This window comes from Yersinia bercovieri ATCC 43970, assembly GCF_013282745.1.
In the GTDB taxonomy this organism is placed as follows: Bacteria; Pseudomonadota; Gammaproteobacteria; order Enterobacterales; family Enterobacteriaceae; genus Yersinia; species Yersinia bercovieri.
Genome location: NZ_CP054044.1, coordinates 2341700 through 2364986, shown reverse-complemented (window position 1 = coordinate 2364986; position 23287 = coordinate 2341700). Strand labels below are relative to the sequence as shown.

Here is a 23287-nt window from a genome sequence, read left to right as displayed (position 1 = left end):
CAACAGCTGTCAGTTATGCGAAACAGTTCGCAGGGTGAAATGAAAAAAAGCACTTTCCCGTACAAAGCTTTACCTCAGAGACTCAGCTGTTAGTATCGAAACAAAGAGATTCAGTTGGCGGCATCTGTGGTGCCGGTCATTTTTCCGGGATGATGAACAAAGGACGTGACAGTGAAAAAAATTCTTAACGCCTTCTTCCCGCTTTATAGCGCAACCGTTTTGATGTTACTTGGCTCTGGTTTACTGACCACCTATATCTCGCTGCGTTTGACCGCCATCCATGTATCAGGGGCATTAATTGGGGCAATCATTGCTGCCAACTATATTGGTTTGGTTATCGGCGGCAAGGTCGGTCACTTCCTGATTGCCCGCGTAGGGCATATTCGCGCTTATGTGGCTTGTGCCGGTATTATCACCGCCGCCGTGTTAAGTCATGGACTGACTGAATACATCCCCGCCTGGGTGGTTTTGCGCTTGATTATCGGCCTCTGCATGATGTGCCAGTTCATGGTTCTGGAAAGTTGGCTGAATGATCAGGCAGAGTCTAATCAGCGCGGCACTGTGTTTGGTTTTTATATGGCTGCGACCTATGCCGGTATGGCGCTAGGTCAAGTGGTGCTAATGTTCCAACCTGAGCTAGGTTTGAGCACCCTAATGATTATCGCGCTATTTTTTGCCCTCTGCCTGGTCCCTGTAGCACTAACCACACGCAGTAACGCCCAGCAGATGTCTCCGGCCCCTATGGAGCTAAAATTCTTTATCCACTCGATCCCCAAGATACTGGCATCAACCTTGGTCATTGGCATGATTGTCGGTTCGTTTTATGGGTTAGCGCCGGTCTATGCCAGCCTGCAATCGCTATCAACGCAACAGACCGGGCTGTTTATGGCACTCTCTATTTTTGCCGGTTTAGTGGCACAACTGCCACTCAGTTGGTTGTCAGATCGCTATAACCGTACGCTATTGATCAGAATTAACGCATTATTACTGGCATTAACGGCCCTACCTCTGGCATTGGTACCCCATATTTCGTTCCATTTATTACTAAGTCTGGGCTTTATCGTCAGTATGTTGCAGTTTACCCTTTATCCACTAGTGGTTGCGTTAGCAAATGATCTGATTGCCCCCGAGCGACGAGTGTCACTGGCTGCCTGTTTACTGATGTCATTCGGTGTTGGTGCCAGTATCGGGCCACTTGCCGTGGGTGCGCTGATTGCGCCACTGGGTGGCAATATTCTGTATGCGTTCTTCTCGCTCTGTGGTCTGGGTTTGATAGCACTCAGCAGAACCGTTAAGCAGGATCAAGACGAATTCGTTAATGATGCACCGCTGCCACATATGGCGATACCCGATAGTCTGGTGAGTTCGCCGCTATCTCCTGCGTTAAACCCCAGTTTTGATGAGCAGATGATTCACGACATCATGCCACCGCCCGATCAACCCGAAGTCGCCACTGCGCATAAAGAGCAGGAACCTGAACCATAATGCGGATAACGGTAATCACCACTATCCACTATTGGTCGGTGTAGAGCCTTAATGGCTATAAATACAAAAAAACGTGAGAATTCGGTACTGCTTGTTATTTATTCGGCTTTGAATAAAAATACCAACTCAGGTATTTAGCGGGATGGAACCATGTCGAGACAAGATGAACAACGGTTGTTGGTGAAAATAGCCACGCTGTATTACACCGAGGGCATGAAGCAATCTGAGATTGCTGACAGCCTGCATTTGTCTCAGTCATTCGTGTCCCGTGCGATAACCCGTTGCGTCAAGGAGGGGGTGGTTAAAATCAGCGTTATCCAGCCCGCCAATATGTTTATTGGTATCGAATCACAGATTCAAAAACACTATGGTATCGACCAGGCCATAGTGGTTGACGTTGCAGATGACGCCAATCCAGCCCAGTTAAAGCAGGCTATCGGCTCTGCTGCTGCTCACTATATGCAAACCAGTATTCGCCCAAATGATATGGTCGGTATCTCCTCATGGAGCAGCACTATCCGCGCGATGGTGGACAATCTCCATCCGCTGAACATCAAAACCAGCGGTGTTATTCAGCTGTTGGGTGGGGTCGGCCCCAACGGCAACGTGCAGGCCACATTGTTAACCCAAGCTTTGGCAAATATTTTGAATTGTCCGGCCTACTTGTTGCCAGCACAGAGTATTGAGCGATCCACTGAAGATCGTGCCCGTTTGATATCCAGCGGCGAAGTCGCCGACGTAGTGAATAAATTTGCTGAAGTTGATTTGGCATTAGTGGGGATTGGTGATTTGGAGCCATCGCAATTATTGAAAAACTCCGGCAACTATTACCATGAAGAGATGCTGAAGTTGCTGGCGGAACGTGGTGCCGTAGGCGATCTGTGTCTGCACTATTTTGATGCCACCGGAAACGCCGTACTCAGTGATGAAGAAGATCCGGTAATTGGCATGTCACTGCCACAATTACGTGCTTGCCCACGGGTAGTGGCACTGGCGGGTGGCGTCGGAAAAAGTGCCGCTATTCGTGGTGCACTGACCGGTAACTATATTGATGTCTTGATTACTGACCGTTTAACCGCTGAGAGACTCCTGTAATGACCTCAATAGCCGCACCCTCTCGGGTGCGGAATGACTCAAACTTCGCATGTTCGCGGCTTGAAGTACCTCTATTTCCCATGCCAATAGCAATCAACACCCAGATATTTACTGAATGCTTCTTGCAGCACTTGAGCTGTGGCTGAATGGTTCATCGCCACATGGTGTTCGAAACCGTTGTTGCAGATATGCGTGAGTAAGCTTTCCAGTTGTGGAACCTCCACCACCGCGCGGCAGCCAACGGTATCCAACTCATCACTGACAGAGCGGCCTTCTCCCACATACGCCCGCACTTGCCCAGTAAAATCATCGGAAGAGAGGCGAAAATAGGTTAATGGCCCAGACTTCATGCGGCCATGAACGGCACCACATGTATTCTCACAGCCAACGGTTGTCCCGATAATATCTGCGGTACCCATGGTTGAGCTTTCCAGACTTTCGCTCGCAAAGTTGCCACAATGGAACAGCACGCATTTATCGCGTTCAGCGCCAAAGTTGTTATTCCAGTCGGCAATAGATGCTGGTGACAGCGAACAGCTGGCCAGCGCGTACATCGATAGCGCCCCCATTACATCCACTTCACAGGCGCTTGGCATCAGTTGCCCCGACATCACACTCATAATGGAGCAGACGTTGATCCCCAGATTCTGTTGCAGCGAAGTCCAGCACTGCATGGCGGTGGTATCAATATCATTGGCGATGATCCATTCGCTGATAACCACGAACAGCTTCGCCATTTTATGCAGCTTATCTTGCGGGATAGCGCTGGTGTCGCCATTGGCTTTTAATAACGCCAGTTTTTCACCCACGCGGATATCATTATCACTGAGGTTAGCGACGCGGAAGAACACCTCAGATAAATCGAGGGTTTCAACCGTAATCCCCAAATTCTCTAATAATTTTTCACTGTAGCGCACAGTATTAAAGTTAGTCGGGCGAGCACCGATAGCCCCCACACGCACCCGTTTCATGGCGTGAACCACGCGGCACAATTGCACAAATTGCTCTACGTCATGGCTAAATATTTCGCTGTTCAGGCTGCACACATGCTGTCTGGTCAAAGTGAATGGAATGCCGTATTGACGCAGGTTATTACATAGCGAGATTTTACCGCAGAAACTGTCACGACGGGTCGCCAGCCCCATTTTGTCCAGCGCATCTTCTTCGGCCTGCACCAGTACCGGCACTTTCAGGCCCGACAGGCGGATAGCATCGGAGACACTTTTTTCATCGCCAAAGTTGGGCAGAATAACCACTACACCGTGGATCTCTTCGCTGTGTTTACGGAACAACTCGGCACACACTTTGGCATCACGCCAATTCTCTACCCCACCCAGGGGCGTTTGCTCTTCATTGAGCATAATGATGTTGATGCCCAATCTATCGAACAGCGCCTGTGCATCACGGCGCGCGTCGGCGACCAGATAGCTTGGGAAGAAACCCCGGTTGCCGATAATCACCGCGAAAGTTAACTTACGAGGTATTGCTGACATATACTTACTCCTAGTGTGGGTTATTTCGGCTGAAAACGCGCACGCGCGATGGCCGCTTGCCAGAGGCGATAGTTATCTTGCATCTCCGCACTTTGAGCGCGCGGTTCGATGTACTCCACTTCACGGGGTAGCGCCGCAAGTTGCTGGCTATCCTGCCACCAGCCAAGGGTTTTCCCGCCTAAATAAGCCGCCCCCAACGCCGACACTTCTGCGGTGTGATTGCGGATCAAAGTGCGTTGCAACAAGTCAGCTTGAAATTGCATCAGCCAGTGATTGCTGGTCGCGCCACCATCCACCCGTAGCTGTTCAAGGCGATGATTACCCGCCCGTTCCATGGCAAAAAAGACATCCGCGATTTGGTAAGCGATCGACTCCAATCCTGCGCGAGCCAGTACTGCCGGTGTCGTCGCATCGGTCAAACCACAAAATAGCCCCCGCGCCTGACTGTCCCAATAAGGTGCACCTAACCCGGAAAGTGCGGGGACGAAATAGACCCCCTGGTTACCTGGTTGGCTCTGCGCCATTTCGGTCAGGCGAGCTAAATCAGTGATGCCCAACATGCGTGAAACCCACGCCACACCTGAGCCGGTATGGGTGATATTGCCTTCGAGGGCGTAACGTAATTCGCCGTCATGCCAGGCAATAGTGGTGCTCAAGCCATTGCTCTGTGTCACGGCCTGTTTCACGGTAGTCATTAGAGAGGAGCCAGTGCCGTAGGTGGCTTTGATTTCACCGGCGCGGTCACCGCCCTGCCCATAGAGCGCGGCATGTGAATCACCAATTTGCGCCACAATTGGCACACCCGGTGACAAGCCGATAATACCGGTATTGCCAGTGTGTCCGTGGATAGCCGCCGAGGGTAAGACCGCCGGTAGGCAGAGGCTAGGGATACCAAATAGCGCCAACAGATCAGGGTCCCACTGCCCCGAATGGATATTAAACAGCTGAGTGCGCGCCGCATTGGAGAAATCGGTAGAGAAGCTTTGACCGCCAGTGAGTTGCCAGGTTAACCAACAATCAATAGTGCCGACACACAACTTGCCGTGAGCCGCCCGTTCAACGCCCCGTGGGATCTGCGCTAACAGACCGTGGACTTTAGCCGCGGGGAACAGGGGATCAATCTGCAATCCGGTGCGCTCTGCAATCATGGCCGCTTCCGGCAACTGACTCAGGGTCTGGCAGAAAGTCTCAGAACGCCGGCACTGCCAACTAACCACTTGCGTCAGTGGGTTGCCGGTTGCTCGTTCCCAAATCAGCACCGATTCGCGCTGGTTGCTGATAGCAATACCCGCAACGCGCGCGCCAACCAATTGACTCAGGCAGCCTTCAATCGCCAGAGAAACCGCCTGCCAGATTGCTAGCGGATCTTGCTCCGCCCAGCCGGGCTTTGGGTGCTCCAGCTGTAATGGCTGCGAGGACTTAGCCAGAATCTGTCCTGCCATATCCACCGCAATAGCTTTAGCATTGGTGGTGCCTTCATCAATAGCCAAAATAATCGGCGTCGACACCGCCGACCTGCTCGGCGTTAGCATAGTTACTCTCCTCGGCAAAACCGCAGCGCACGAGCCACAATGCCTGCCGTATCAAAGCCATGATAGGCACGCATCTCTGCTCTATCGGCAGCAATCGCATAACCGCCATCGGGAATACCGAGTCTAACCAGCGGAATAGCACAACCCGCTTCAGCCAGCACTTCAGCCACCAGACTGCCCACACCGCCATTAATATTGTGTTCTTCGATGGTAATCACCCGCTGGCTGTTTTTGAGGATGGTTAACAGTTGTTGAGTATCACACGGACGAATCGAAGAAACATTGACCACCGCAGCAGAAACCTGGTTATCCGCCAACACTGCCGCGGCACTAACAGCCTCATGCACTGTAGAACCCATTGCTACCAGAGCAATATCCTGCCCTTGCTGTAAAACATCAATCTGGCCGGGGATAAATTGGTAGTGCTCATCATGTAGTTGCGGTAAAGATTTACCATCGAGACGGATATAGACCGGCCCTTGATGGGCCAGGGCATAATCGATTATCTGGCGGCACTCTTCTGGGTCTGAGGGCGCATAGATTTCGATATTGCCAAAGCCGCGCAAGATAGAAATGTCGTCGATACAGTGGTGGGTACTGGCCAGCGGCCCATAACTGGCACCTGAATTGAGGCCAAACAGTTTTACATTGCTGTTGTTGTAGCAAACATCAATTTTGAGCTGTTCGTTGGAGCGCGAAATCAGGAATGGCGCGGCATTACAGGTCACCGCTACTTTGCCGCCCATGGATAGACCCACCGCCGTGCCGACCATCGCCTGCTCGGCAATACCGACATTCACCACCCGATCAGGAAAGCGGGTCATAAATGGCCCGATTTTGGCCGTCGAGGTGGAGTCTGCCACTACTGGCACCAGATCCACGCCGTTATCCACCGCGTTAATAAACTGCTCAACCATCACTGAAGCCAAATGTTCTGCGTTACTCATCATTTAATTCCTCCAGTGCCAGATCAATTTCAGCACCTTTTGGCACCCGGTGGTGCCACTCCACACGCCCTTGAATAAAGGAGATCCCGGCCCCTTTTTCGGTGTTAGCAATCACCACATTGGGTTTGCCGTTTTGTTGCAGCCCCTCCAGGGTTTCCACCACCGATTGCATATCATTGCCACGACATTCAGTGACTTGTAGGCCAAATGCCTGCCACTTATCCGCCAGCGGATCAGTGTTCATGATTGATTTAGTGGTTCCTGCCAGCTGGAGTTTATTTTTATCGTTGATGATTATCAGGTTATCTAGTTGGTAGTGAGCAGCCACTAGCGCGGCCTCCCAGTTGCTCCCCTCCGCCAGTTCACCATCACCAGTCAAAACAAAGACCCGACGTTTGCTGTTGGCACGTTTTGCCGCCAGCGCAATCCCCACCGCGACCGGCAAGCCATGGCCCAAAGCACCGGTATTTAGCTCAATACCCGGCGTTTTATGTTTTACCGGATGGCCCGGTAGATGGGAGTTCGCATGTTGATAGGTCGCCAACCAAGCTTCGGGAAAATAGCCGGCCTCGGCCAGGCAGCAGTAATAACCGCCCACCGCGTGGCCTTTAGATTGCACGTAGATATCGCGCTCAGGATCAGTGGTGCGATCTGGTGCGCAATTAAGGAGGCGAAAATAGAGTGCGGTCAGAATCTCTACCTGCGAAAGATCAGCACCGGTATGCCCCCCTGCCGGGCTATTCGCATTAAGCAGGACTATCCGGCGGCGGATAGCACGCGCCTTTTTCACCAACTCATCGACTGACAATGAATACGGATTCATGACATTACCTCTCTTTAATTTTTATCCGCCAATGAATTTTTACTCATTACCGAATATTTATTCCTGATAGTGCTAAAAAATAGCTCTCATCAAGCCTGTCCGGAAAACGCCCTCCGGCATGACATCTTCACTGTTCTGTGGCCCACAGGTCGATATCGCCCGTCGGCCGGTGATAGGTGCTGCTATCTATTGACGCTAGATTTTTGCGAGACTATCGCCGCTTTGTGCTGCATCCGGTTTTGCATTTGGTCGATAATGACCGCCACAATAATCACGATACCTTTGATGACCATTTGCCAGAATTCACTGACCCCCATCATCACCAGCCCGTCGGCCAAAATACCGATAACAAATGCGCCAATTAATGTCCCGAGAATGGTGCCCCGGCCCCCGGCCAGAGAGGTTCCGCCCAATACCACAGCGGCGATGGCATTCATCTCAAAGCCACTGCCATTCGCGGGATGGCTCGCCACCAGTTGAGCAGAGACGATGATCCCGGCAATGGCAGCGCAGAAACCAGAGATGGTGTAGACCCAGACTTTGACCTGCCGAACTTTGACGCCGGAGAGCTCTGCGGCCCGCTCGTTATCACCAATGGCGTAAACATGGCGGCCAAAAGGCAGGCGACGTGCCACATAAGCAATCACTAACGCCAGAATAAACATAATCCAGATGGCAATCGGCAACCCCAGTAGCGTGCCGGAACCCAGTAGGTCAAAGCCGGTATTCCCCAGTTGCGGATTCCCTTGTAAACCCGGGAAGGTTTCGCCGCCGGAAATCAACATCGCCGCACCGCGTACCACATACATGGTGCCGAGGGTGCAGATAAAGGGCGCGACGTTATAGCGGGTGATAATCCAGCCATTGAGCGCGCCTATCAGTGCACCAATAGCCAATACCACCGGAACCACAACCCAAACACTGGGGAAGATGGCAATACCAAACATCGGTAAAACAATACCTTGGGTGATCATCCAGCCAGCAATCATGCCGCACAGGCCCAAAGTTGCACCGATAGAGAGGTCGATACCGGCGGTGATAATGACGAAGGTGATGCCCAAGGCGAGGAAGGCATTGATTGCAATGTGCTTCACCATAATGATCAAGCTACCGGTCGCCAAAAATCCCGGAACCATCACGGAGAAGAAACCCAGAATCAGGAACAGGGCAATAAAGGTGCGCATCTTGAGCAGAAGCAGCAGCATATTTTCCCGTGACCAAGACGCGCCACCGGGCTGGTGACTCGCCAACGCAGTGCCAGTTGTTGCTTTCATCATTCAAACCCTTGTGCGCTTGCCGTAACCAATGCCGACTCATTGGCCGACTGACGAGAAACATTCGCGGTCAGTTTGCCGTTCGACATCACCAGAATGCGGTCAGATACCGCCATGATCTCTTTCAGATCTGAGGTGGAAAACAGAATGCAGATCCCCTGCTCAGAGAGTTTCACCATCATTTCAAACACATCTGCTTTTGCGCCGACATCAATACCCCGTGTCGGCTCATCCAGCAGCAAAATGTTCGGACTGGTAAGTAATGAGCGCCCAATCACCACTTTTTGCTGATTGCCACCACTGAGTGCCTGAATCTCCACCTGCGGCGAAGAGACTTTGATCGACAGATCACCAATCACCGTCGCCACCACCTGCGCTTCACTCTCCTGCCAGATAGCAAAACGATGTTTTAGCCGACGCCATAAGCTGGAGATAGTCAGATTATTCGCCACCGATGACACCGGGAAAATACCGGTTTTTTTACGATCTTCCGGTACTAAACTCATGCCCAAGCGGATGCGTTCTGCGGTAGAGGTTTTGCTGCTAATCGCCGTGCCATTGAGCCGGATGGTGCCGAGATAGTTCTGTTGTGTGCCCAACAGGCACTCAAACAGTTCGGTGCGCCCCGCCCCCATCAACCCGTAAATGCCGACAATCTCCCCCGCCCGCACTTGCAGTGAGACTTGATTTACCACGGTGTTACCGGATTCATTGATTAAAGTGACATTATCGACTTCCATCATTGGCGCGCCGAAAGTCCGGTCCGGATGGAGGAAACTGGATACCGGATCGCTGCCTAGCATTTCACGCACAATCCACGGCACATCAATCTCTTTGACCGCCGCTTCGGCTTGAAAACGACCATCACGTAAAATGGTGATGTAGTCGCCAATCGCCATCAACTCCTCCAGCCGATGGGAGATGTAGACGATAGAGACCCCCTGCCGCGTCAGCTCGCGAATCACCCGAAACAGAATATCGACTTCAGTTTTACTCAGTGCCGAGGTCGGCTCATCCAAAATCAAGATATCCGCCTGCTCAGCCAGCGCCTTGGCAATCTCAATCAATTGCTGCTGGCCCACTTTCAGGTTAGAAACCATCTCTTTCGGCGAGATGGCCTGATCCAGACGCACCATCAACTGTTCTGCGATCAACTCCTGTGCAGCCTGATTAATCGGTTTCAAACCTTGCTGGATCTCACGCCCCAGAAAGATGTTCTCCGCGACGTTGAGATTCTCCGACAAATTCAGCTCCTGATGCACCATGCCGATACCCAGCGCTGCTGCCTCGCGGGTATTGGCAATGGTCACCGACTGCCCGTTCAGGTAGATCTGCCCTGACGTCTGCTGCTGTACTCCAGCCAGAATCTTCATCAGTGTCGATTTACCCGCACCATTTTCACCGATGATCACATTCACTTTGCCGCGATACACGTTATAACTGACGGCATCTAGCGCCAATGTGCCGGGAAAACGCATCGAAATGTCCTCAGCACGCATGACGATGTCAGGTCTGTGGTCCATTAGTGGCTCTCCTTATTTAAGCTGAGCGGCACCGCATTACTGAGACCGGTAGCGGTGAGTGTCACCGCCGCCAAGACTTCGACTTGCTGCCCCACCCAACTGGCGTCGGGTTTTGCCACATCCTGTAAAGCACGTTTACTGAGCGCCTTAGAGAGCTGGGCGTATTGCACCTGATTTTTAAAATCTTCGAAGCGGATAAAAGTTGATGCATCACGGATAGCATTGCCCTTGACGATTGGCCCCAATTGCAGCACCTGCTCATCGCCATCGACCACCAACTTAATCGCCCCCTCCCGCCCTTCGGTGTCTAGCGCCACCACTTTGCCGCTGAAGCGGACAAAATGACTTTGGCTATTTTTCCCTATTGCTGGCTGACTTTGCTGCTGTTTCACTTGCTGCCAACTGAGTGCATTGCTGTTGGCAAACGGCATCACTTTACTCACCCAAATGGTGGCGGCGACTTTGTCCGATGGTTGGTTATAGTCACTGACTACCGCATTGGGATCGACCGGCAGAATAGGTTTGCCGTTCTCATCTAAATCCACCACGGTGCAAGCCACCAGCAGCGCACTTATCACCAACAAACCGCCTGCTTTCGCTAGAGCACTGAACCACATACTGCCTCCTGTCAGGAGGGGCTGTTACGCCCCTCATTGCCTTTTAATCGCGCGTTTTAGCAAACCCGCTCAAAGGGTTACTCTTTCAGCGCAAAGACATTCAGGTTTTTGGCATTGTTTTCATCAATCAATACGCAGTCCATCAGCTGTTTTTCTTCCTGACCGGTAGAACCGGTTTTCAGGTATTTATCCGCCTGAACCACCGCCATCTGGGCCTGTGCCCAACCTGGCTGAAGCACGGTGGCTTTGATATTGCCTTTGTTGATGATGGAGTCGCGAACATAGTCGCTGCCGTCAAATCCAACCACGATGACATCCTTGCGGCCTGCGGCTTTTAATGCAGCTTCAGCGCCTAATGCCATGGTGTCGTTACCGGAGATAACCCCAGTGATATCTGGGTTAGCCTGCAAAATGGACTCCATACGGTTGAAAGCTTCAGTCTGGCTCCAGTTTGCAGTCTGTTGGGCGACCATCTTCATGTCGCTATGTTCATCGATCACGTCGTGATAGCCCTGTGAACGGACGTGGGCGTTGGTATCAGATTCACGCCCCAACAACTCAACATATTTGCCTTTGCCACCCATCAAGGTGACAAATTTCTCTGCGCCCAGCTGTGCGCCCTGGTAGTTATTGGAGACTATTTGTGAAACGGCAATCCCGGTTTCATTGATTTCACGATCAATCAGGAAGGTCGGAATACCCGCGGCTTTAGCTTTTTTCAATGGCCCGATAGTGGCATCAGAGCCGGCGTTATCCAGAATGATCGCCTTGGCTTTACGGGCGATGGCGGTCTCCAGCAGTTGGTTCTGTTTGTTCACATCGTCATCATGAGAGGCCACCAGGACGGTGTATCCCAACTCCGTCGCTTTGGCTTTAGCACCTTCTGCCTCGGCTTTAAAAAAGGGGTTGTCGTGAGAGGGGGTGATGATGGCGATCAGGCCATTACTGGCGGCACCAGCAACACCTGCCATGGAGATCAATGCTGCGGTAAGACAGGATTTCAGTAGGGTATTTTTCATTATTTTTCTCCGCATTGAATATATATTCACTATTAAATTTATATTCAATCTAATAATACAAACCCCTCTCGGCTTGTCCAATATGAGAGCAAGGAAAGTAGAAGCCGGTCACAAATTGGTCGATTGTCGGTAGGGATAGGTTGGAGAAAAATCGTTTTTTTAGCCGGTAGCCACAGTAAAAGCGTATTGATTATCCCAACAAACGGTATAAAATTTTATACATGCATCAAGGAGTGATGAATGAGTAGAAAAGTAATAGATTGGCGTGGCAGTGCACTTGAAGATTTGAAGGCTTTTCCGGAAAGTACGCGTGCAGTGGCAGGAAAGCAGCTAAGGAATATCCAATATGGCCTAGAGCCTAACGATTTCAAACCAATTAACAATTGGGGTGCAGGCGTCATTGAGATACGATTGGATGATAATTCAAGAGCTTTTCGTGTCGTGTATGTCGCTAAATTTGAAGAAAAAATTTACGTCTTACATAGTTTTCAAAAGAAATCACAAAGTACCAGTCTGAGAGACGTCAACATTATTAAAGCGCGTTACAAAGAAATTATTCATGAGCGGAGGACAAAAGATGAGAGATAAAATTGACACAGCATCACGTCACATTACAACCGCTGAAGACAATATTTTTGCTGATTTAGGTTTCTCAGATATTGAGGCAACTCAGTTGTTGGCTGAATCAAATGCAGAAATTGAACAGGCTTTAGCAATGAAAAAAACACTGATGACGTCAATTGCCAGTTGGATCAAATCAGAAGGAATACGGCAAGTAGACGCGGCCACATTATTGCATGTGTCGCGTCCAAGAGTTTCCGATGTGGTTAATCAAAAAACTGAGAAATTCACCCTTGATTCATTGATAAGCATGGCCGGACGTATTGGTAAAAAAGTCACGCTAGTTATCAAATAGCTCAATCTTTTAATTCAGCGATATAACTCAACCACAGTCGATGTTACCTGTAATTCATCTTGCCAATGGGTCAGTGTGAGGGTCGTCAGCTCAGCCAGCCCCTGATAAAACGGGTGGTTGGCATCGGCTTGTAGTAAGGCCAGATAGCGATAACTCCAGGGGAGCAAGTGCTCTGCCAATAGAACAGGTAAATCCGTCGGTTGATGCTCAGCCAGCCAGGCGGCCATCATCAGCAATAAACCAATATGATCCTCCGGCTCTTGCTGTGCCAAGGTCACCTCCACCTGCTGTTGCGCCATCCAGTCACGCAGTTTTAGCGTCGAGTCGCCAAACAGCACATTTTCTTTATCCCGATAGACCGACCCCCATGGCGGCGCGGGCAGTGCATAGGGGCCAATAAATAGGCGCTGCCAAGCCTCTTCCCGCGTCTCTTCCGGCTGATGTTGCGCCAATAGTGCAGCAATGGGCATGAGCTGCGCTGCAAGGCCATAAGGCCACTCCGCGCCCCACGCACCGCAGCTCAGTTGCGCCACCATATCACTGCACGCCGGACTGTCCGGCGCATAATAAAACAGCGCACCCAACACCTGTCCTGTCAGCGCAATCCGTTGATAAATAGAATCTATTTCAACCATCCCTCAGCCTCCCACCGCCATACCCACCGTCATATGCAGCCCGTAAAACACCCCGCGCCCAATCAATTCGCCAGCAATAATGAGTAGCATGGCAAATATCAGGCCGAGCATCATCGGCGTGCGGCCTCGGATCAGCGGACAGATCCAGCACCCCAACCCCAGTACCAATAGCACCAAGCGCCAGACCATCAGTGTGCCGTAATGGGGGATGAGGTAGGCTGCCTGCTGAACTGAGCTGTAGAGAGTCGACAAACTCGCCGCCTGCATGATGACACTGGCCACACTGACAATCAGCGCCAGGAGAGTGATCATCGGCAGTTGTAGCATCATGCGCCCATTAATATCAGCCAGTTGCAGCAGCAGATAGCCCAACAGCGGCCCACCAATCAGCGCGGTCAAGACAAAGCCCAGCGGGGTGTAGAGGTTGTCCCAAGTCGGCACCGTATCAATGGCATAGACTCGACACATGGCATAAACAAATACCACGCCCAAGACCATCGCCACCGTCAACCATATTTTGCCGAGCATAGCGGGCATTTTGCCCCAGACCGCCAACAGCCAGTAAAAGCCAGCCACCGCAAAGAAGGCTGAACCCGCGGCAATCTCATTGCTCAGCGCCGACTCACCAACCTGACTGAGTGAATTGAATGCCCGCATTGGTGAACCTAAATGCAGTGTCGAGGCGATAAAGGCTAGTGCCATCAGCAGCCACAGCACCAACATGCTGCGGTGCAGCCGCTGCTGCTGCCCGCGACTCAAATCGCCAAATATCAGTGCCAGACCGAGCACTATAAAGCCCCCGACCACACACTGCCCCAGAACTGTAAAGAGCATCAGTGGCCATTCATGCCATCCCGTACCCATGTTATACCTCCTTCGGATTTGCCAGATGACCGGTGGTATCTCTGACCGGGCGGCTGTTGGCATTCGGTTTCACGACAATATTGGGCAGCGTGAAATGGGCGGCGGGCAGTGGCGCGACCTCAGCCAACTCGCCATACTTCTCACGCAGTTCATCGATCGGCGCCATATCCAGCGCTCGCAGTGGGCAGGAGTCGACACAAATCGGCTTTTTACCGGCGGCGACGCGCTCGTAGCAGCCGTCACACTTGGTCATATGCCCTTTTGTTTCGTCATACTGCGGCGCGCCGTAAGGGCAAGCCATATGGCAGTAGCGGCAACCGATACAAATGTCTTCGTTCACCACCACAAAACCATCATCCCGCTTATGCATAGCACCACTCGGGCAGACCTTGGTACAGGCCGGATCACTACAGTGGTTACAGGCGATGGAGAGATAGTAAGCGAACACATTCTGATGCCATGCGCCATTATCCTGCTGCCAATCACCACCGGCATACTCGTAGATGCGGCGAAAGCTGACGTCAGTGGATAAGTTTTTGAAATCCTTACAAGCCAGCTCGCAAGTTTTGCACCCAGTGCAACGGCTGGAGTCGATGTAAAAACCATATTGCGTCATCTGTTAGCTCCTTATGCCTTGCTGACTTGAACGAGGTTGGTGTGGGAGGGGTTCCCTTTCGCCAATGGAGAAGGGCGCTGCGTGGTCAAGACGTTGATACTGCCCGCCCGATCAATGCGCTTCTCATCCGGGCTATACCACGCCCCCTCACCCAGTGCGACCACCCCCGGCATCATACGTGGCGTCACTTTGGCATTGATTTGCACTTCACCACGCCCATTAAAGATCCGCACCATATCGCCGTTTTTGATCTCGCGCTCTCCGGCATCTATCGGGTTAATCCACATCTCCTGGCGGCAGGAGGCTTTCAGCACATCAACATTGCCGTAAGTGGAGTGAGTTCTGGCTTTGTAGTGGAAGCCCGTGAGCTGCAACGGGTATTGCTGATTAAGCGGGTCGTCAAAGCTCTCAAAACCGGCGGCATAGACCGGCAGTGGATCGATAACGTCATCGGGTTGCAGCTCCCAAGTGGCGGCAATCTGTGCCAACGCAGCGGAATAGATCTCAATTTTGCCCGAGGGAGTGGTGAGTGGATTGGCCACAGGATCAGCGCGGAAAGCTTGGTAAGCCACATGGTGACCCGCCGGATCGCGCTTTTTAAAGATGCCCTGTTCGCGGAACGTCTCGAAAGAGGGCAGCTCAGGGATCACTTGCTGCGACTGCTGGTAGAGGTGACGTAACCACCCCTCCTGTGTGCGCCCTTCGGTAAATTGCGCCTCGACCCCCATGCGTTTTGCCAGTTCACTGGTCATTTCATAGATGTTTTTACACTCAAAGCGCGGTTTGATCACCTGATCAGCAAAAATCACATACGCCATGTTGCCACTGGAGGCATCGAGGCAGAAATCCATCTGCTCGGAGGCGGTGCAATCGGGCAAGATAATATCGGCGTACTTAGCCGACGAGGTCATGTGGTTATCGATTACCACAATCATTTCGCATTTCTTATCATCTTGCAGAATGTCATGGGTGCGGTTGATTTCAGCATGCTGATTAATCAGGCAGTTACTGGCGTAGTTCCAGATAAACTTAATTGGCACATCCAGCTTATCTTTGCCCCGCACACCATCACGGGTGGCGGTCATCTCCGGGCCACGCTCAATGGCATCTGTCCACAAGAACATGGAAATACTGGTTTTGACGGGATTTTCCAAGGTGGGCATCCGCACAAACGGCAAACCATAAGAGCCTTCACGCGCGCCGGAGTTGCCGCCATTAATGCCCACATTACCGGTCAGGATAGCTAGCATCGCAATGGCGCGGCTGCTGTTTTCGCCGTTGGCATGGCGCTGCGGCCCCCATCCCTGCGCGATATAAGCCGGTTTGACCGAACCTATTTCGCGCCCCAACTTAATGATTTTTGCAGCTGGAATGCCGGTGATGGCGGCCGCCCACTGCGGGGTTTTGGCGGTTTTATCGGCCCCCTGCCCCAAAATATAGGCTTTATAATGGCTATTTTTGGGCGTACTTTCCGGCAGGGTTTTCTCGTCATAACCGACGCAGTATTGGTCGAGGAACGGTTGATCGACCAGATTTTCGCTGATCATCACATGGGCCAGCGCAGAGGCGAGTGCGGCATCAGTGCCCGGTCGCAGTGGGATCCACTCATCCTCACGGCCCGCCGCGGTATCAGTATAACGGGGGTCAATCACAATCATCTTGGCATTGGATTTTTCCCGCGCCTGCTCCAGATAATAGGTGACACCACCGCCACTCATTCGTGTCTCACCAGGGTTGTTGCCAAACAGCACCACCAGCTTGCTGTTTTCGATATCTGACGGGCTGTTGCCATCAGCCCAGCCACCATAGGTGTAGTTCAAACCGGCGGCAATCTGCGCGGTGCTGTAGTCACCATAATGATTGAGGTAGCCGCCACAGCAATTCATCAGCCGCGCAATAAGGGTTGAACCCGGCGGCCAGGAGCGGGTCATGGTGCCGCCCAGTGTCCCTGTGCCGTAATTCAGATAAATAGCTTCGTTACCATAATCTTTGATGATGTGTTGTAGGCTGGCGGCGAGAGTGTCATACGCCTCCTCCCACGAAATCCGCTTGAATTTACCCTCTCCGCGCGCACCAATGCGCTTCATCGGGTACTTCAGGCGGTCTGGGTTATAGACCCGTCGGCGCATCGAGCGACCACGTAAACAGGCTCGCACCTGATGCAGCCCATCAAAATCATCATCACCGGTGTTATCGGTTTCGACATATTTTATTTCGCCATCCACCACATGCATACGCAGCGGGCAGCGACTGCCGCAGTTAACCGTGCAGGCACTCCAGACAACTTTGCCATCATCAGCAGTGGCGGGGTTAATGGCAGATTGAACAGCCTGAGCGGTGCGGGAAAAGGGTAGCGAAAATGCCCCTGTTGCCACGGCAAGGCCGCCGACCAGTGTGGTTTTGACCAGTTTGCGGCGCGTGACTTCTGCCGTTAACAGTCGGGATTCGTTGGTCTCTTTCATAAGATTCCCACTTGGTTGCATTCCAGAAAAGGGAGGACACCCGCAATGGGTGAAATCCGATTAATTCAAAAAAATGAGTAATTCAGCGGGAGGGGAAGAGAGATCAGAAGCGGCACCTGAGTGCCACTACACCAATTGTTATAATTAGGATAATAAATAGACCGCCCCCGCCAGTATGACCCTACCCTTTTTGGGTAGTGCGGGAGTTGTTTGGTATCAATAAAGCAATGAGGATTACCCCCTCCTCACGGCTTTATGATGAATTTGTGATGGATAACCGTTCTAATCAGCACGCTTGATGATACAGCGCCATAATCTCATCAACTGAGGCTTCACGCGGATTTCCCCCGGTACAGACATCAGCAAATGCAGCGGCGGCCAGTGCCGGAATATCATCGGCCTGCATCCCTACGGCGCTCAAGGAGGCTGGAATGCCAATATCACGATTCAATGCAATTACCGCCTGAATAGTTTGTTCCCGCACCTGTTCCAGTGGCGAATTCAACGCATTATCGACCCCCATCGCCATAGCGATTTGGCGGAAACGTTCCCCGGTATAAGCGGCGTTATAGCGCATGATATAGGGTAATAAGATGGCATTGGCGACACCATGGGGCATGTTATAAAACGCCCCCAAAGGGTGCGCCATCCCATGCACCAACCCTAGTCCCACATTCGAAAACCCCATGCCGGCAATATACTGCCCCAGTGCCATATCTTCGGTTGCGGCCGCATCTCCTTGCACCGAGGCGCGCAATGAGCGACTGATGACCTCAATGGCTTTAAGATGCAGGGCATCGGTTAGCTCCCACGCCCCTTTCGTCAGGTAGCCCTCGATCGCGTGGGTCAAGGCATCCACGCCAGTGGCCGCTTTAAGGGCGGCTGGCATACTGTCCATCATATCGGCATCAATAAACGCCACCGCCGGAATGGCATGGGGATCGACACAAACAAATTTGCGCCGCCGCTCTTCGTCGGTAATCACATAGTTAATGGTGACCTCTGCCGCAGTACCGGCGGTGGTTGGGATAGCCAGAATCGGCACACTAGAATTGTGGGTGTCGGCCACCCCTTCCAGACTGCGCACATCAGCAAATTCAGGGTTATTAATGATGATACCGATGGCTTTGCAGGTATCTTGCGGTGAACCACCGCCCAGGGCTATCAGGTAATCCGCCCCACTTTGGCGAAAGGCGGCAACCCCTTGCTGCACCATGTTGATGGTGGGATTGGGTTTGACGGCATCAAAAACCGTAAAATCCAGGCCAGCCTGCTCCAACCGACTGATTAGGCGAGTCGCGACGCCACATTCGAGTAGCATTTTATCCGTCACCACCAGCGCTTTTTGATAGCCACGCCGCTCAACTTCATCGGCCAGTGCTGCCAGTGAACCACGACCAAACCACGACATCTCATTTAAAATCATTCTGTTCATGATGACTCCTCGGTGTTTTTAACCGCCACTAATTTTTACCCAAAAACGCCTCTTTTGGCCTCAAAGCTACTCTTCGACGCGCAAACCGTAGGTTTTGAATTTTTCCAAAACCACACTGATCTCCTCTTTGGATAACACCGGAACCTCATCGACAATCGGCAAGATAGCCAACAACAGTGTTGCCAACACCTCTACCTCATGGGCCAGCCACAGCGCTTTAGCCAGACTCTCCTCACAGGCAATTAAACCGTGGTGTTGCAGTAGTGTCGCCTTACGGTGTTTCATCGCCACCGCGACATGCTCCGACAGCGCTTTGGTGCCAAAAGTGGCGTATGGGGCGCAAGGAATATCATCACCGCCCGCGGCAGCAATCATGTAGTGAATCGCCGGAATTGGGCGGTTAAGAATTGAAACCGCCGTGCAATGGACAGAGTGGTTATGGACCACTGCATTCGCATCTGGCCGGGTCTGATAGACCGCCTGATGAAAACGCCACTCGCTGGAGGGAACTTTGCCCGCTTCATGGTGACCGCTAGCATCGATATAAACGATGTGCGACTCGGTCAGTTTGTCGTAAGCAATACCGGATGGTGTAATCAGAAATCCATCCTGATAGCGCACACTAACATTGCCGGCCGTCCCCTGATTTAAGCCCAAGCGAGTCATTTCCAGGCAAGTATTGATAATATCGCGCGCCAGTGCTTCTCTCTTCATTTGTTCCTCTCTTAGGATACGAATACCTAAATATAAAATTAATTGAATAATAGATACGAGCTAATGAACATTACGATGGTTAATATGAGATATATCATTCGCTCATTTAATTAATCTTAAAAATAAATCATATAAAAATGTGAGCCATGTCATGACTATTTATGACTTAACTGGCATTTCGTGATTATCTTTTTTTATAAAATGTCCGTTTGGAAAAACAATATAATTAAACGGTCAAGGCGCTGCTGATTGGTTAAATAAGCAGTTAGCCTTCAAGAATTGACCGTTTGTGATGAAAATAGAAAAATCGGTCATTGCAGTTGTGTATTTGAAACACAATTCATTTCAAACGGTCATGAAATGCTTTTATTTAAAGTGACTATCATCACAAAATATCAGCATTGAGTTATCAATGTGATTCAGCTCATACTTTTTAGAATCTTTTACCTTATAAATAACGGAACTTATCGCAATGAGGATATTTTAAATTTGTCACTCGGCGACTCATATCAGTCATGGGAAACAAAAATATCATTCATTAAGTAAAAGATTTTCGCCGATTATTACGTTTCATTGAATAGTTAAAAATAGTTAAAAATAGCTAAATAAGTGCAACTTCATCCGACGAGGGCACCATGGGAAACATACTCATACAAACAGATAGCACCAAAATTTCCGCCTCGATAAGTAACGAGTCGGCTAATAAAAAAAGATATCTGATTCCTTTTGCATTGCTGTGCTCACTGTTCTTCCTTTGGGCAGTAGCAAATAACTTGAATGATATTTTATTACCGCAGTTTCAACAGGCATTTACCTTAACCAATTTTCAAGCCGGATTGATTCAGTCATCCTTCTATTTTGGCTACTTTTTGATCCCCATCCCCGCAGGGATCTTGATGAAAAAATTCAGCTATAAAGCGGGGATCATTACTGGATTGCTGTTCTACGCCTTTGGTGCTGCTTTGTTTTGGCCTGCCGCTGAAACAATGAATTACACCTTGTTTTTAATCGGCTTATTTATTATCGCCGCAGGTTTAGGTTGCCTTGAAACTGCCGCCAACCCCTTTGTTACTGTATTGGGGCCGGAGGAGACCGGGCATTTCCGTATCAATCTGGCACAGACCTTTAACTCCTTCGGTGCCATTATTGCCGTGGTGTTCGGACAAAGTTTAATACTCTCCAATGTTCCCCATCAGACACAGGAAGTATTAGATAAATTGTCGGCCGAGGATTTAAATAGCTACCACCATAGCCTGGTAAAAGCGGTTCAATTGCCCTATTTGATTATTGTGGCGGTGGTCATTTTTGTTGCGCTATTAATTCTTATCACCCGCTTCCCCACAATAAAAAGTGAGTCTGACGATACACATAATGGATCATTCTTCTCTTCATTGCCGCGCTTATTAAAAATAACTCATTGGCGTTGGGCTGTATTAGCACAGTTCTGTTATGTCGGCGCTCAAACTGCATGTTGGAGTTATTTAATTCGCTATGCTATTGAAGAGTTACCGAATATCACCCCTGGCTATGCAGCCAATTATCTCACCGCGACCATGGTCTGTTTCTTTATTGGTAGATTCAGCGGCACCTGGTTAATTACCCGCTTTGCGCCAGAGAAAGTATTAGCAGCATATGCATTTATTTCGATGCTGTTATGTATTGTCTCCGCCGCGTTTGGTGGTCATATCGGATTATTAGCACTCACGTTATGCAGTATGTTTATGTCAATACAATATCCGACCATATTCTCTTTAGGGATTAAGAACCTAAATCAAGACACAAAATATGGTGCGTCTATTATTGTAATGACCATTGTCGGTGGCGGTATTGTCACCCCTATTATGGGTCTGGTCAGTGATGCTGCGGGGAATATACCGACAGCTGAACTTATTCCAGCACTCTGCTTCGCCATTATCTTTATTTTCGCCAAATTCAAAACTACGCCGGTGAATTAACTCCATCGGCGAATGATAAATCAAATTTCGCTAAAGAACACAAGGATCAATGATGAAAACAACAATTAAGTTACCAAAAATTGGCATTCGCCCGGTTATTGATGGACGCAGAATGGGTGTCCGTGAATCACTGGAAGAGCAAACCATGAAAATGGCCCGCGCCACTGCGGAATTTCTGCAAGAAGTGGTGCGTCACCCTTGCGGTACGCCAGTTGAATGTGTGATTGCCGACACCTGTATTGCCGGAATGGCCGAGTCTGCCGCCTGTGACGATAAGTTCAGCGCCCAAAATATCGGGCTGACCATCACCGTGACACCTTGCTGGTGCTACGGCAGTGAAACTATCGATATGGATCCGTTCCGCCCGAAAGCCATTTGGGGCTTCAATGGTACTGAGCGCCCCGGCGCGGTTTATCTGGCGGCGGCACTGGCGGCACACAATCAGAAAGGGTTGCCTGCTTTCTCCATTTATGGTCATGACGTACAAGATGCCAATGACACCCGCATCCCCGCCGACGTACAGGAAAAACTGCTGCGATTTACCCGCGCAGGTTTGGCGGTTGCCAGCTTAAAAGGCAAAAGTTATCTCTCCCTTGGCGGGGTGTCGATGGGGATTGCCGGTTCTATCGTTGACCACAACTTCTTTGAGTCTTGGTTAGGGATGAAAGTCCAGGCGGTTGATATGACCGAACTGCGTCGGCGCATTGATCACAAAATCTATGATGAGCAAGAGTTGGAACTGGCACTGTCATGGGCGGACAACAACTTCAAATATGGGCCGGATAAAAATGCCGAACAGTATCGCCGTTCAGCAGAGAGTAGCCGTGCGGTGCTGCGCGAAAGTTTGCAAATGGCGCTCTGTATTCGCGACATGATGCAGGGCAACCCAACACTGGCAGCTAAAGGTTTTGGTGAGGAGGCGCTGGGCTATAACGCCATTGCCGCCGGTTTCCAGGGTCAACGCCACTGGACAGATCAATACCCCAATGGCGATACCGCCGAAGCCTTGCTCAATAGCTCATTTGACTGGAATGGGGTGCGCGAGCCAATGGTTATCGCCACCGAAAATGACAGTCTGAACGGCGTGGCGATGCTATTTGGCCATACCCTCACGGGCACCGCGCAGATCTTTGCCGACGTCCGCACTTACTGGTCACCCGAGGCGGTGCAACGGGTCACTGGTCATCAACTGGAGGGGGTTGCTGAACACGGCATTATCCACCTGATTAACTCAGGTTCAGCCGCACTGGATGGCACTTGCCGCCAAAATGATGCCCAAGGTAAACCGACGATTAAGCCGCACTGGCAAATCAGTCAGCAAGAGGCCGATGCTTGTCTGGCGGCCACCGAATGGTGCCCGGCGATCCATGAGTATTTCCGTGGCGGCGGCTTCTCCTCCCGTTTCCTGACCCGTGGCGGTGTGCCATTTACCATGAGCCGCATCAACCTGATTAAAGGTGTCGGGCCAGTGTTGCAAATTGCCGAAGGCTGGAGTGTTGAGTTGCCAAAATCAGTTCATGACACCCTGGATAAGCGCACCGACTCAAGCTGGCCAACCACTTGGTTTGCGCCGCGTCTGACCGGTAAAGGGCCATTTAACGATGTCTATTCAGTGATGGCAAATTGGGGCGCGAACCACGGAGTGCTGACTATCGGCCACGTGGGTGCGGACTTAATTACACTGGCATCAATGCTGCGTATTCCGGTCTGTATGCACAATGTGGAAGAGGAGAGTGTTTACCGGCCAACGGCTTGGGGCGCACACGGTATGGATATCGAAGGGCAGGATTACCGCGCTTGTCAGAATTACGGCCCGTTATACAAAAAACAGTGAGCCGCGATTTTTGAATGACGTTAGCTGACCTGACTCAGGTGGGGGACG

The 23287-nt window shown here is 51.0% G+C and carries 20 protein-coding genes; 6 read left to right on the top strand and 14 right to left on the bottom strand.

The annotated features are described in order from the left end of the window. The first annotated feature begins 171 nt into the window (after positions 1-171). Together HRK25_RS10555 and HRK25_RS10550 are read left to right on the top strand one after the other, a co-directional pair. Positions 172-1485: an MFS transporter gene (locus HRK25_RS10555; protein ID WP_032897758.1), complete on the top strand. Its 1314-nt coding sequence runs from the start codon at positions 172-174 to the stop codon at positions 1483-1485. A 150-nt stretch (positions 1486-1635) separates the two neighbouring features. Further along, positions 1636-2580: a sugar-binding transcriptional regulator gene (locus HRK25_RS10550; RefSeq protein WP_005273996.1), complete on the top strand. Its 945-nt coding sequence runs from the start codon at positions 1636-1638 to the stop codon at positions 2578-2580. 71 nt (positions 2581-2651) lie between these two features. On the opposite strand, the gene HRK25_RS10545 is transcribed toward HRK25_RS10550, so the two are convergent. From HRK25_RS10545 to HRK25_RS10510, 8 genes are all read right to left on the bottom strand, one after another. Then, a complete protein-coding gene (locus tag HRK25_RS10545) occupies positions 2652-4073 on the bottom strand; it encodes an L-fucose/L-arabinose isomerase family protein (protein ID WP_005273998.1) in 1422 nt (473 codons plus the stop codon). A gap of 20 nt (positions 4074-4093) precedes the next feature. Continuing rightward, complete coding sequence (locus HRK25_RS10540; protein ID WP_005274000.1) at positions 4094-5581, bottom strand: FGGY family carbohydrate kinase; 1488 nt, start codon at positions 5579-5581, stop codon at positions 4094-4096. A 26-nt stretch (positions 5582-5607) separates the two neighbouring features. Then, complete coding sequence (locus HRK25_RS10535) at positions 5608-6552, bottom strand: transketolase family protein (protein WP_032897818.1); 945 nt, start codon at positions 6550-6552, stop codon at positions 5608-5610. Further along, complete coding sequence (locus HRK25_RS10530; protein WP_005274004.1) at positions 6545-7375, bottom strand: transketolase; 831 nt, start codon at positions 7373-7375, stop codon at positions 6545-6547. Before HRK25_RS10530 ends, HRK25_RS10535 begins: the two co-directional genes overlap by 8 nt. A 182-nt stretch (positions 7376-7557) precedes the next feature. Further along, positions 7558-8649 carry an ABC transporter permease gene (locus HRK25_RS10525; RefSeq protein ID WP_032897760.1) on the bottom strand — a complete coding sequence of 364 codons (1092 nt, stop codon included), beginning with the start codon at positions 8647-8649 and terminating at the stop codon, positions 7558-7560. Continuing rightward, positions 8649-10172, bottom strand: a complete 1524-nt coding sequence (locus tag HRK25_RS10520) for a sugar ABC transporter ATP-binding protein (RefSeq protein ID WP_032897762.1) — start codon at positions 10170-10172, stop codon at positions 8649-8651. Before HRK25_RS10520 ends, HRK25_RS10525 begins: the two co-directional genes overlap by 1 nt. Continuing rightward, positions 10172-10789, bottom strand: a complete 618-nt coding sequence (locus HRK25_RS10515) for a DUF2291 family protein (protein WP_005274010.1) — start codon at positions 10787-10789, stop codon at positions 10172-10174. The genes HRK25_RS10520 and HRK25_RS10515 overlap by 1 nt, the downstream gene beginning before the upstream one ends. A gap of 77 nt (positions 10790-10866) precedes the next feature. Then, on the bottom strand, positions 10867-11808 hold the full coding sequence (locus HRK25_RS10510) for a D-ribose ABC transporter substrate-binding protein (protein WP_032897764.1): 942 nt from the start codon (positions 11806-11808) through the stop codon (positions 10867-10869). 240 nt (positions 11809-12048) lie between these two features. Here HRK25_RS10510 and HRK25_RS10505 point away from each other — a divergent pair, with 240 nt between their 5' ends. Together HRK25_RS10505 and HRK25_RS10500 are read left to right on the top strand one after the other, a co-directional pair. After that, positions 12049-12396: a type II toxin-antitoxin system RelE/ParE family toxin gene (locus HRK25_RS10505; protein WP_032897766.1), complete on the top strand. Its 348-nt coding sequence runs from the start codon at positions 12049-12051 to the stop codon at positions 12394-12396. After that, the gene (locus tag HRK25_RS10500) at positions 12386-12724 is read left to right on the top strand and encodes a helix-turn-helix domain-containing protein (protein WP_005274018.1); all 339 of its coding nucleotides are present in this window, start codon (positions 12386-12388) and stop codon (positions 12722-12724) included. The genes HRK25_RS10505 and HRK25_RS10500 overlap by 11 nt, the downstream gene beginning before the upstream one ends. Positions 12725-12738: 14 nt before the next feature. On the opposite strand, the gene dmsD is transcribed toward HRK25_RS10500, so the two are convergent. The 6 genes from dmsD to HRK25_RS10470 all read right to left on the bottom strand — a co-directional run bounded on the left by dmsD (position 12739) and on the right by HRK25_RS10470 (position 19450). Next, positions 12739-13359 (bottom strand): Tat proofreading chaperone DmsD, encoded by a 621-nt coding sequence (gene dmsD, locus HRK25_RS10495; protein WP_005274020.1) that lies wholly within the window; start codon positions 13357-13359, stop codon positions 12739-12741. Between the two features lie 3 nt (positions 13360-13362). Next, a complete protein-coding gene (locus HRK25_RS10490) occupies positions 13363-14223 on the bottom strand; it encodes a DmsC/YnfH family molybdoenzyme membrane anchor subunit (protein WP_032897768.1) in 861 nt (286 codons plus the stop codon). Between the two features lies 1 nt (position 14224). After that, entirely contained in the window at positions 14225-14839 is a 615-nt protein-coding gene (locus tag HRK25_RS10485; RefSeq protein WP_005274026.1) for a DMSO/selenate family reductase complex B subunit, read from the bottom strand. An 11-nt stretch (positions 14840-14850) separates the two neighbouring features. After that, the gene (gene dmsA / locus HRK25_RS10480; RefSeq protein ID WP_005274028.1) at positions 14851-17301 is read right to left on the bottom strand and encodes a dimethylsulfoxide reductase subunit A; all 2451 of its coding nucleotides are present in this window, start codon (positions 17299-17301) and stop codon (positions 14851-14853) included. A gap of 286 nt (positions 17302-17587) precedes the next feature. Next, positions 17588-18736 carry a lactaldehyde reductase gene (gene fucO / locus HRK25_RS10475; protein ID WP_081444618.1) on the bottom strand — a complete coding sequence of 383 codons (1149 nt, stop codon included), beginning with the start codon at positions 18734-18736 and terminating at the stop codon, positions 17588-17590. A 66-nt stretch (positions 18737-18802) separates the two neighbouring features. Continuing rightward, on the bottom strand, positions 18803-19450 hold the full coding sequence (locus tag HRK25_RS10470; RefSeq protein ID WP_005274033.1) for an L-fuculose-phosphate aldolase: 648 nt from the start codon (positions 19448-19450) through the stop codon (positions 18803-18805). 635 nt (positions 19451-20085) lie between these two features. Here HRK25_RS10470 and fucP point away from each other — a divergent pair. After that, the gene (gene fucP / locus HRK25_RS10465; protein WP_005274037.1) at positions 20086-21405 is read left to right on the top strand and encodes an L-fucose:H+ symporter permease; all 1320 of its coding nucleotides are present in this window, start codon (positions 20086-20088) and stop codon (positions 21403-21405) included. Between the two features lie 52 nt (positions 21406-21457). Continuing rightward, complete coding sequence (gene fucI, locus HRK25_RS10460; protein ID WP_032897773.1) at positions 21458-23239, top strand: L-fucose isomerase; 1782 nt, start codon at positions 21458-21460, stop codon at positions 23237-23239. The last annotated feature ends 48 nt before the right edge of the window (positions 23240-23287 follow it).

Bases quoted from the DNA above. Each gene is read 5' to 3' on its own strand.
- dmsD (WP_005274020.1), bottom strand. From the start codon at position 13,359: ATGGTTGAAATAGATTCTATTTATCAACGGATTGCGCTGACAGGACAG.
- fucP (WP_005274037.1), top strand. From the start codon at position 20,086: ATGGGAAACATACTCATACAAACAGATAGCACCAAAATTTCCGCCTCG.
- HRK25_RS10515 (WP_005274010.1), bottom strand. From the start codon at position 10,789: ATGTGGTTCAGTGCTCTAGCGAAAGCAGGCGGTTTGTTGGTGATAAGT.
- HRK25_RS10500 (WP_005274018.1), top strand. From the start codon at position 12,386: ATGAGAGATAAAATTGACACAGCATCACGTCACATTACAACCGCTGAA.
- HRK25_RS10485 (WP_005274026.1), bottom strand. From the start codon at position 14,839: ATGACGCAATATGGTTTTTACATCGACTCCAGCCGTTGCACTGGGTGC.
- HRK25_RS10520 (WP_032897762.1), bottom strand. From the start codon at position 10,172: ATGGACCACAGACCTGACATCGTCATGCGTGCTGAGGACATTTCGATG.
- HRK25_RS10525 (WP_032897760.1), bottom strand. From the start codon at position 8,649: ATGAAAGCAACAACTGGCACTGCGTTGGCGAGTCACCAGCCCGGTGGC.
- fucO (WP_081444618.1), bottom strand. From the start codon at position 18,736: ATGAACAGAATGATTTTAAATGAGATGTCGTGGTTTGGTCGTGGTTCA.
- HRK25_RS10505 (WP_032897766.1), top strand. From the start codon at position 12,049: ATGAGTAGAAAAGTAATAGATTGGCGTGGCAGTGCACTTGAAGATTTG.
- HRK25_RS10470 (WP_005274033.1), bottom strand. From the start codon at position 19,450: ATGAAGAGAGAAGCACTGGCGCGCGATATTATCAATACTTGCCTGGAA.
- fucI (WP_032897773.1), top strand. From the start codon at position 21,458: ATGAAAACAACAATTAAGTTACCAAAAATTGGCATTCGCCCGGTTATT.
- HRK25_RS10535 (WP_032897818.1), bottom strand. From the start codon at position 6,552: ATGAGTAACGCAGAACATTTGGCTTCAGTGATGGTTGAGCAGTTTATT.
- HRK25_RS10490 (WP_032897768.1), bottom strand. From the start codon at position 14,223: ATGGGTACGGGATGGCATGAATGGCCACTGATGCTCTTTACAGTTCTG.
- HRK25_RS10545 (WP_005273998.1), bottom strand. From the start codon at position 4,073: ATGTCAGCAATACCTCGTAAGTTAACTTTCGCGGTGATTATCGGCAAC.
- HRK25_RS10530 (WP_005274004.1), bottom strand. From the start codon at position 7,375: ATGAATCCGTATTCATTGTCAGTCGATGAGTTGGTGAAAAAGGCGCGT.
- HRK25_RS10550 (WP_005273996.1), top strand. From the start codon at position 1,636: ATGTCGAGACAAGATGAACAACGGTTGTTGGTGAAAATAGCCACGCTG.
- dmsA (WP_005274028.1), bottom strand. From the start codon at position 17,301: ATGAAAGAGACCAACGAATCCCGACTGTTAACGGCAGAAGTCACGCGC.
- HRK25_RS10510 (WP_032897764.1), bottom strand. From the start codon at position 11,808: ATGAAAAATACCCTACTGAAATCCTGTCTTACCGCAGCATTGATCTCC.